Here is a 6,827-nt window from a genome sequence, read left to right on the forward strand (position 1 = left end):
GCTGCGCTGGCTTGTGGCATTTTTCCTACAAGTATTTCAGCGTTTCCTCTCCGAACTTTTAGAAGCTTCCTGCCGGATCAGCGGCAACCGGGGCTGACAGGCCTTGGGAGGGGGCTGGGTTGTCCGGGTTTCACGTGTCATGTCGGCATCGGGGCCGATGCTTGAATAGGCGCAAAATTTCATGAGAAGGACTTTATGCCGCCTATTTCTGCCCCAGCGGTGGACACGCCGTCCGCATCGACCCAGACGTATCCCCTGACCGCAGCGCAGCTGGACATCTGGCTGGATCAGCTGAGTCGCGGCGATTCGCCGCTGTACAACATCGGCGGGTACCTGGAGCTGAGCGGTCCGCTGGATCCGGCACGGATGCAGGCAGCGCTCGAAGGCCTGGTGGCCCGGCATGACGCCCTGCGCACGGTGCTGCTGCCGGGCGCTGGCGTCGATGGCTTGCCGTTGCAGCGGTTTGCCCGCGCATGGCCGGTGCCGATGCCGATTCACGATGTGTCGGCGCAGGCCGACCCGGAGTCGGCGGCGCGGGCATTGGTTCAGGCGCGTATTGATCAGCCCTTCGTGCTGGGCGGCGGCTGCCTGTTCCGTTTTCTGTTGATCCGCCTGGATGATGAGCGCCACTGGCTGTCCGTTCAGGCCCATCACCTGATCATTGATGGCTGGAGCTTCGGCGAAATGTTCAAGTCGCTGGACGATATCTATAACGCGCTGGCGAACGGCCAACCGGCGCCGGCTTCGGCACCGTCCTACCTCGACTTCATCGCCGACGATACGCGCTATCGTGCGTCGAGCCGTTACGCGCTGGACCGCAGGTACTGGCTGGACAAATACCGGCAATTGCCCGAGCCGCTGTTGCTGCCACGCCATCAACCGAGTCGCGCCGGCAAAACCGTTCAGACCCAGGTGTTCAAGCAACCCTTGCCGGCGTTGTTGCACGAGCGCATGAAGCAGGTGGCCCGAGGCGCTGGCGCTTCGGCGTTCCATGTGTTGCTGGCGGCGCTGCACGTGTATTTCAGCCGTACGGCGCAGCGTGACGAATGGGTGGTCGGCCTGCCGATCCTCAATCGCGGCGGTGCACGGTTCAAATCCACCCTCGGGCTGTTCGCGCAGATCAGTGCGGTTCACATGGCGTTTGGTCGCCAGCGCACGTTCGGCGAACTGGTCAGGGCGATCCGCGATGAGCTCAGAAAGGATTTTCGCCATCAGCGTTTCCCGGTCAGTGAGATGAACCGCGCCTTGGGTCTGCTGCGTGAGGAGCGCTCGCAGTTGTTCGAGGTGACGGTGTCCTACGAGCAGGGCGCTCACGATTATCGCTACGGTGAGGCGTCGGGGCGGATGATCAAGGCCTCCAACATGGAGGAGGCCACGCCGCTGGCGGTGCACCTGCTGAGCAATCAGGTCAACGACGACGCGCATTTGTACCTGGTTTACAGCGAGGCGTATTTCAGCGCCGAGGAGATCACGGCCCTGGCTGCACGCTGGCTGTTGATTCTGGAACAAGGGCTGGAGGCGGTGAACTTGCCGGTGGCGGATTTCAGCCTGAGCACGCCTGAGGAAGAGGCGCTGCTGCAACAGTGGAATGCGACGCGAGTGAGCTACCCGGCGGTGAGCACGATCCATCAGCGTTTCCAGGCGCAGGTGGCGCAACGGCCGCAGGCGCTGGCGGCGGTGCAGCAAGGGCAATCGTTGACCTATGCCGAGCTTGATCAACGAGCCAACGCGCTGGCTGATCATCTGCTCGATCTTGGTGTGCGCCCGGATGACCGGGTGGCGATCGTCGCCCGGCGCGGTCTCGACACATTGGTCGGGTTGCTGGCGATTCTCAAGGCCGGCGCCGCCTATGTGCCGCTCGACCCGGCGCATCCGGCCGAGCGCCTGAGCTATCTGCTGGAGGACAGCGCGCCGCGGGCGGTGCTGACCCAGCGTGGTTTGCGCGGGCATCTGCCGGCGTTGTCGATGCCGGTGATCGAACTCGATCGCCCGAGCTGGCCGGCCACTGATAGTGACGCGCCAAAGGTGCCCGGACTGACCCCGGCACATCTCGCCTATGTCATTTACACCTCCGGCTCCACCGGCCTGCCCAAAGGGGTGATGGTCGAGCACCGGACCCTGTGCAATCTGGTGGACTGGCACGCTGACGCGTTCGATCTGCAGGCCGGCAGCCAGACCTCGAGCCTCGCCGGGTTCGGTTTCGATGCGATGGCCTGGGAAGTCTGGCCGGCGCTGTGCGTGGGCGCGACCTTGCACCTGGCACCCGCCAGCGAGGGCAGCGAAGACATTGGTGCGCTGCTCGACTGGTGGCGGGCGCAACCACTGGAGGTGAGTTTTCTGCCGACCCCGATCGCCGAATACGCCTTCAGCCGCCAGCTCGATCATCCGACCTTGCGCACGCTGCTGATCGGTGGCGATCGCCTGCGCCAGCCCCCGCGTCCGCAATCGTTCGCGGTGATCAACAACTACGGCCCGACCGAAGCCACGGTGGTGGCGACCTCGGGGCGCCTCGCCGCCGGGCAGGCGCTGCACATCGGCAAGCCGGTGAGCAACGCCACGGTGTATGTGCTCGATGATCAGCAACAACCGCTGCCGCCAGGCGTGGCCGGCGAGTTGTACGTCGGTGGGGCCGGCGTGGCTCGCGGTTACCTGAACCGTGCGGACCTGAGCGCCGAACGCTTCCTGCGCGATCCGTTCAGCCGCGAGGCGGATGCGCGGATGTATCGCACCGGCGATCTGGCGCGCTGGCGCAACGACGGCACGCTGGAGTATCTGGGGCGTAACGACGATCAGGTGAAAATCCGTGGTGTGCGCATCGAACCGGGAGAAATCGAGAGCGCACTCGCCAGCCATGCGGCGGTGCGCGAAGCCGTGGTGCTGGTGCGCGACGGGCAGTTGTTGGCGTGGTTCACCGAGCAGGCGCCGCTGGACATCAACCAGTTGCACGCGCACCTGAAAAGTCGCCTGAGCAGTGCCATGCTGCCGAGCGCCTACGTGCGTCTACCGGCATTGCCCCTGACCGCCAATGGCAAGGTCGACCGCAAGGCGCTGCCGGCGCCCGGGCCTGAGGACCTGATCCGCCGCGAATATGAAGCGCCGCAAGGCGAGGTTGAAATCGCTCTGGCGCAAATCTGGACGGAAGTGTTGCAAGTCGAACGGGTCGGGCGTCACGACCATTTCTTCGAGTTGGGCGGGCACTCTTTGCTGGCGGTGATACTGATCGAGCGCATGCGTCAGCTCGACTTGAGCAGTGACGTGCGCGTGTTGTTCAGTCAGCCGACCCTCGCCGCACTGGCGGCCTCGGTCGGCAGCGGGCGTGAAGTCGAGGTGCCTGCCAACCGCATCGCTGCCGACTGCACGCACATCACCCCGGCGCTGCTGCCGCTGGTGCAACTGGCCCAGGCGGACATCGAGCGCATCGTCGCCACGGTGCCCGGCGGGGCAGCCAATGTGCAGGACATTTATCCGCTGGCGCCGCTGCAGGAAGGCATCCTCTACCACCACATCACCGCCGCCCAGGGCGATCCGTACCTGCTGCAATCGCAGCTGGCGTTCGACAGCCTTGAGCGCGTCGAGGCTTTCGCCGCAGCGCTGCGCGAGGTCATGGCGCGCCACGACATTCTACGCACGGCGGTGCTCTGGGAAGGCCTGAGCACGCCGGTGCAAGTGGTCTGGCGCGAGGCGATTCTGCCGTTGCAGGAAGTCGAATTCGACCCGGCCAACGGCCCGGTCCTCGAGCAGTTGCATGCGCGCTTCAACGCCCGGCGTTACCGCCTCGACGTCAGTCAGGCGCCGCTGATGCGTCTGGTGTACGCCAAGGATCCGGTGTTGGGCCGGGTAGTGGGGATTCTGCTGTTTCATCACCTGGCGATGGATCACATTGCCCTCGAAGTGATGCGCGGCGAGTTGCAGGCCAGCCTCTGCGGGCAGGTCGTGGAACTGGCGCCGCCGGTGCCGTATCGCAACTATGTGGCGCAGGCGCGCCTGGGTGTCAGCGAGCAGGAGCACGAGACGTTTTTCCGCGAACAACTGGCGGATATCGACGCGCCGACCCTGCCGTTCGGCCTGCAGCAAGTGCAGGGCGATGGTTGCGGTATCGACGAGGCGCAGCAGGCGCTGCCGGCAGAGGTCTATCAGCGTTTGCGCCATCAGGCGCGTCAGGCCGGGGTCAGCGTCGCGAGCCTGATCCATCTGGCGTGGGCGCGGGTGCTGGCGGCGACGTCCGGCCAGTCCAATGTGGTATTCGGCACCGTGCTGATGGGGCGGATGCAGGGCGGCGAGGGCGCCGACCGGGCGTTGGGGGTGTTCATCAACACATTGCCGCTGCGCATCGACGTCGATGCCGGGGTTCTCGACGCTGTGCGCGCTACCCATGCACGACTGACCGCACTGCTCGGGCACGAACATGCGTCGCTGGCGCTGGCCCAGCGTTGCAGCGGAGTCGCCTCACCGGCGCCGCTGTTCAGCGCGCTGCTCAACTACCGGCACAGCGATGAATCGCAACTGCTGGAACCGTCGCGGCAAGCCTGGCAAGGCATCGAAACCCTGGCCAACGAAGAACGCACCAACTATCCGCTGACCCTGAGCGTGGATGATTACGGCAACGGTTTGCGCCTCACCGGCAGGGCCGTGGCGCAGATCGGCGCACAGCGGATCTGCGGTTATATGCAAGCCGCGCTGAGCGGCCTGGTGCAGGCGTTGGAACAGGCACCGCAACAGCCGCTGAACCGCTTGCCGATCCTGCAGGCTGAGGAGTTGCAACGCTTGCTGATTGCGTTCAACGCCACCGAGGTCGATTGCCCGCTGGAGCAGCCGCTGCACGCTTTGTTCGAAGCGCAGGCGCAGCGCAAACCCGATGCCGTTGCGCTGCAGAGCGGTGAACGCAGCCTGACGTATCGCCAGCTCAACGAGCACGCCAACCGCCTGGCCCACCACTTGCGCGAACTCGGCGTACAGCCGGATGCGCGGGTGGCGATCTGTGTCGAGCGCGGGCTGGATCTGGTGGTCGGTTTGCTCGGCATCCTCAAGGCGGGGGGCGCCTATGTGCCGTTGGACCCGGACTATCCGCTGGAGCGTCTGAATTACATGTTGCAGGACAGCGCGCCGGTTGCCCTGCTGGTCCATGGCGCCACGCGGCAACTGTTGGGCGAGCCGGGGGTGCCGCTGCTCGACCTCGACCGCCGCACGTGGGACCAGCAAGCCGCGAGCAATCTGCAGGTGCCCGGCCTCGGCGGCGCGAACCTCGCCTATATGATCTACACCTCGGGTTCTACAGGCCTGCCCAAAGGCGTGATGATCGAACACCGCAGCGCCTGCAACATGGTGCACTGGGGCTCGGTCATTTCGCCGCCAACCGGGCACGGTGCGCTGCTGCAAAAAGCGCCGTTCAGCTTCGACAGTTCGGTGTGGGAGATCTTCTGGCCGCTGTGTTCCGGCATGCGTCTGGTATTGGCCCGACCGGATGGCAACCGTGATTCGGCGTACGTGGTGCAGACCATTCGCCAGCATCAAGTGACGGTGGTCAAGTTCGTCCCCGCGTTGCTGCAGCAGTTCATCGAACAGGACGACGTCGAGCAGTGCACCAGCCTCACTGATGTCCTCAACGGTGGCGGCGAACTCAGCGCGGCACTGGCGCGGCAGGTGCGTGCCCGGTTGCCATGGGTGCGTTTGCACAACGTCTACGGCCCGACCGAAACCACGGTGGACAGCACCGGATGGACGCTGGAGCCGCACCTGCCGGTGCCGGAGAATCTGGTGCCGATCGGCAAGGCGCTGAGCAACACCCGTCTGTACGTACTCGACGCTTACGATCAACCGGTGCCGCAAGGCGTCAGCGGTCAGTTGCACATCGGCGGCGTCGGCGTGGCGCGCGGTTATCACCGATTGCCCGAGATGCAGGCCGAGCGCTTCATCGACAGTCCGTTTGTGCCCGGCGACCGGCTGTACCGCACGGGCGATCTGGTGCGCTACAACCCGCATGGCGAGCTGGAGTTCCTCGGCCGCAACGACTTCCAGATCAAGCTGCGGGGTTTGCGCCTGGAGCCGGGGGAAATCGAGGCGCGGCTGATCGAACATCCAGCGATCCGTGAAGCGCTGGTGATGGTGCGCGACGAGCGTCTGGTGGCCTGGTACACCGTGCGCTGCGGTGCAGAAGCACCGGGGCTGGAGACCTTGCGCACCCATGTGCTGGCGCGGCTGCCCGAATACATGGTGCCGGGAGCCTTTGTACGGCTCGACACTTTGCCGCTGACGCCCAACGACAAGATCGACCGGAAAGCCTTGCCGGAACCGGGGGCGGACGCGCTGATCAACCGGCCTTACGTGGCGCCCGAGGGTGAAGTCGAAACCACGCTGGCACGGATCTGGGGCGAGGTGCTCGGTGTCGATCAGATCGGGCGGCATGACAACTTCTTCGAGCTCGGCGGGCATTCGCTACTCGCGGTAAGCCTGGTGGCGCGCATGCGCCAGAACGGTTTGCACACCGATGCCCGGGCGCTGTTCAGTCAGCCGACGCTGGCCGCGCTGGCGCTCAGCACCACGCGAGAGGCGCAGCAAGTGGTCATCCCGAAAACCACCATCCCGAGCCTCAACCGCAAACGCCGGCTCTAGTCCGGCGCCGTTCACTACGGCTGACATCGAACCTGTGGTGAGGGAGCAATCGCCCTCGCCACAGGTATTCGGCAACTCGTCGGCAGGGAAGGTGGCTTGTCCCCGCTTCCCATGTCAGCCCCCCATGCCCCGATGTTTTAGTTTTTCCAGGCTGCGCGCAGTTCGCACGGACTCGCGGCTGCGCGCTCATTTTTCTCGTATTTACAGCAGGTTATCCC

1 protein-coding gene is annotated in these 6,827 nt (G+C 65.1%); it reads left to right on the top strand.

Going from position 1 to position 6,827, the window contains the following annotated elements; genetic code table 11:
* The first annotated feature begins 195 nt into the window (after nt 1–195).
* Nucleotides 196–6,609: a non-ribosomal peptide synthetase gene (locus K5Y35_RS19755; protein WP_222832683.1), complete on the top strand. Its 6,414-nt coding sequence runs from the start codon at nt 196–198 to the stop codon at nt 6,607–6,609.
* The last annotated feature ends 218 nt before the right edge of the window (nt 6,610–6,827 follow it).

Origin of the sequence: Pseudomonas sp. SC3(2021), assembly GCF_019856535.1 — a bacterium.
In the GTDB taxonomy this organism is placed as follows: domain Bacteria; phylum Pseudomonadota; class Gammaproteobacteria; order Pseudomonadales; family Pseudomonadaceae; genus Aquipseudomonas; species Aquipseudomonas monsensis.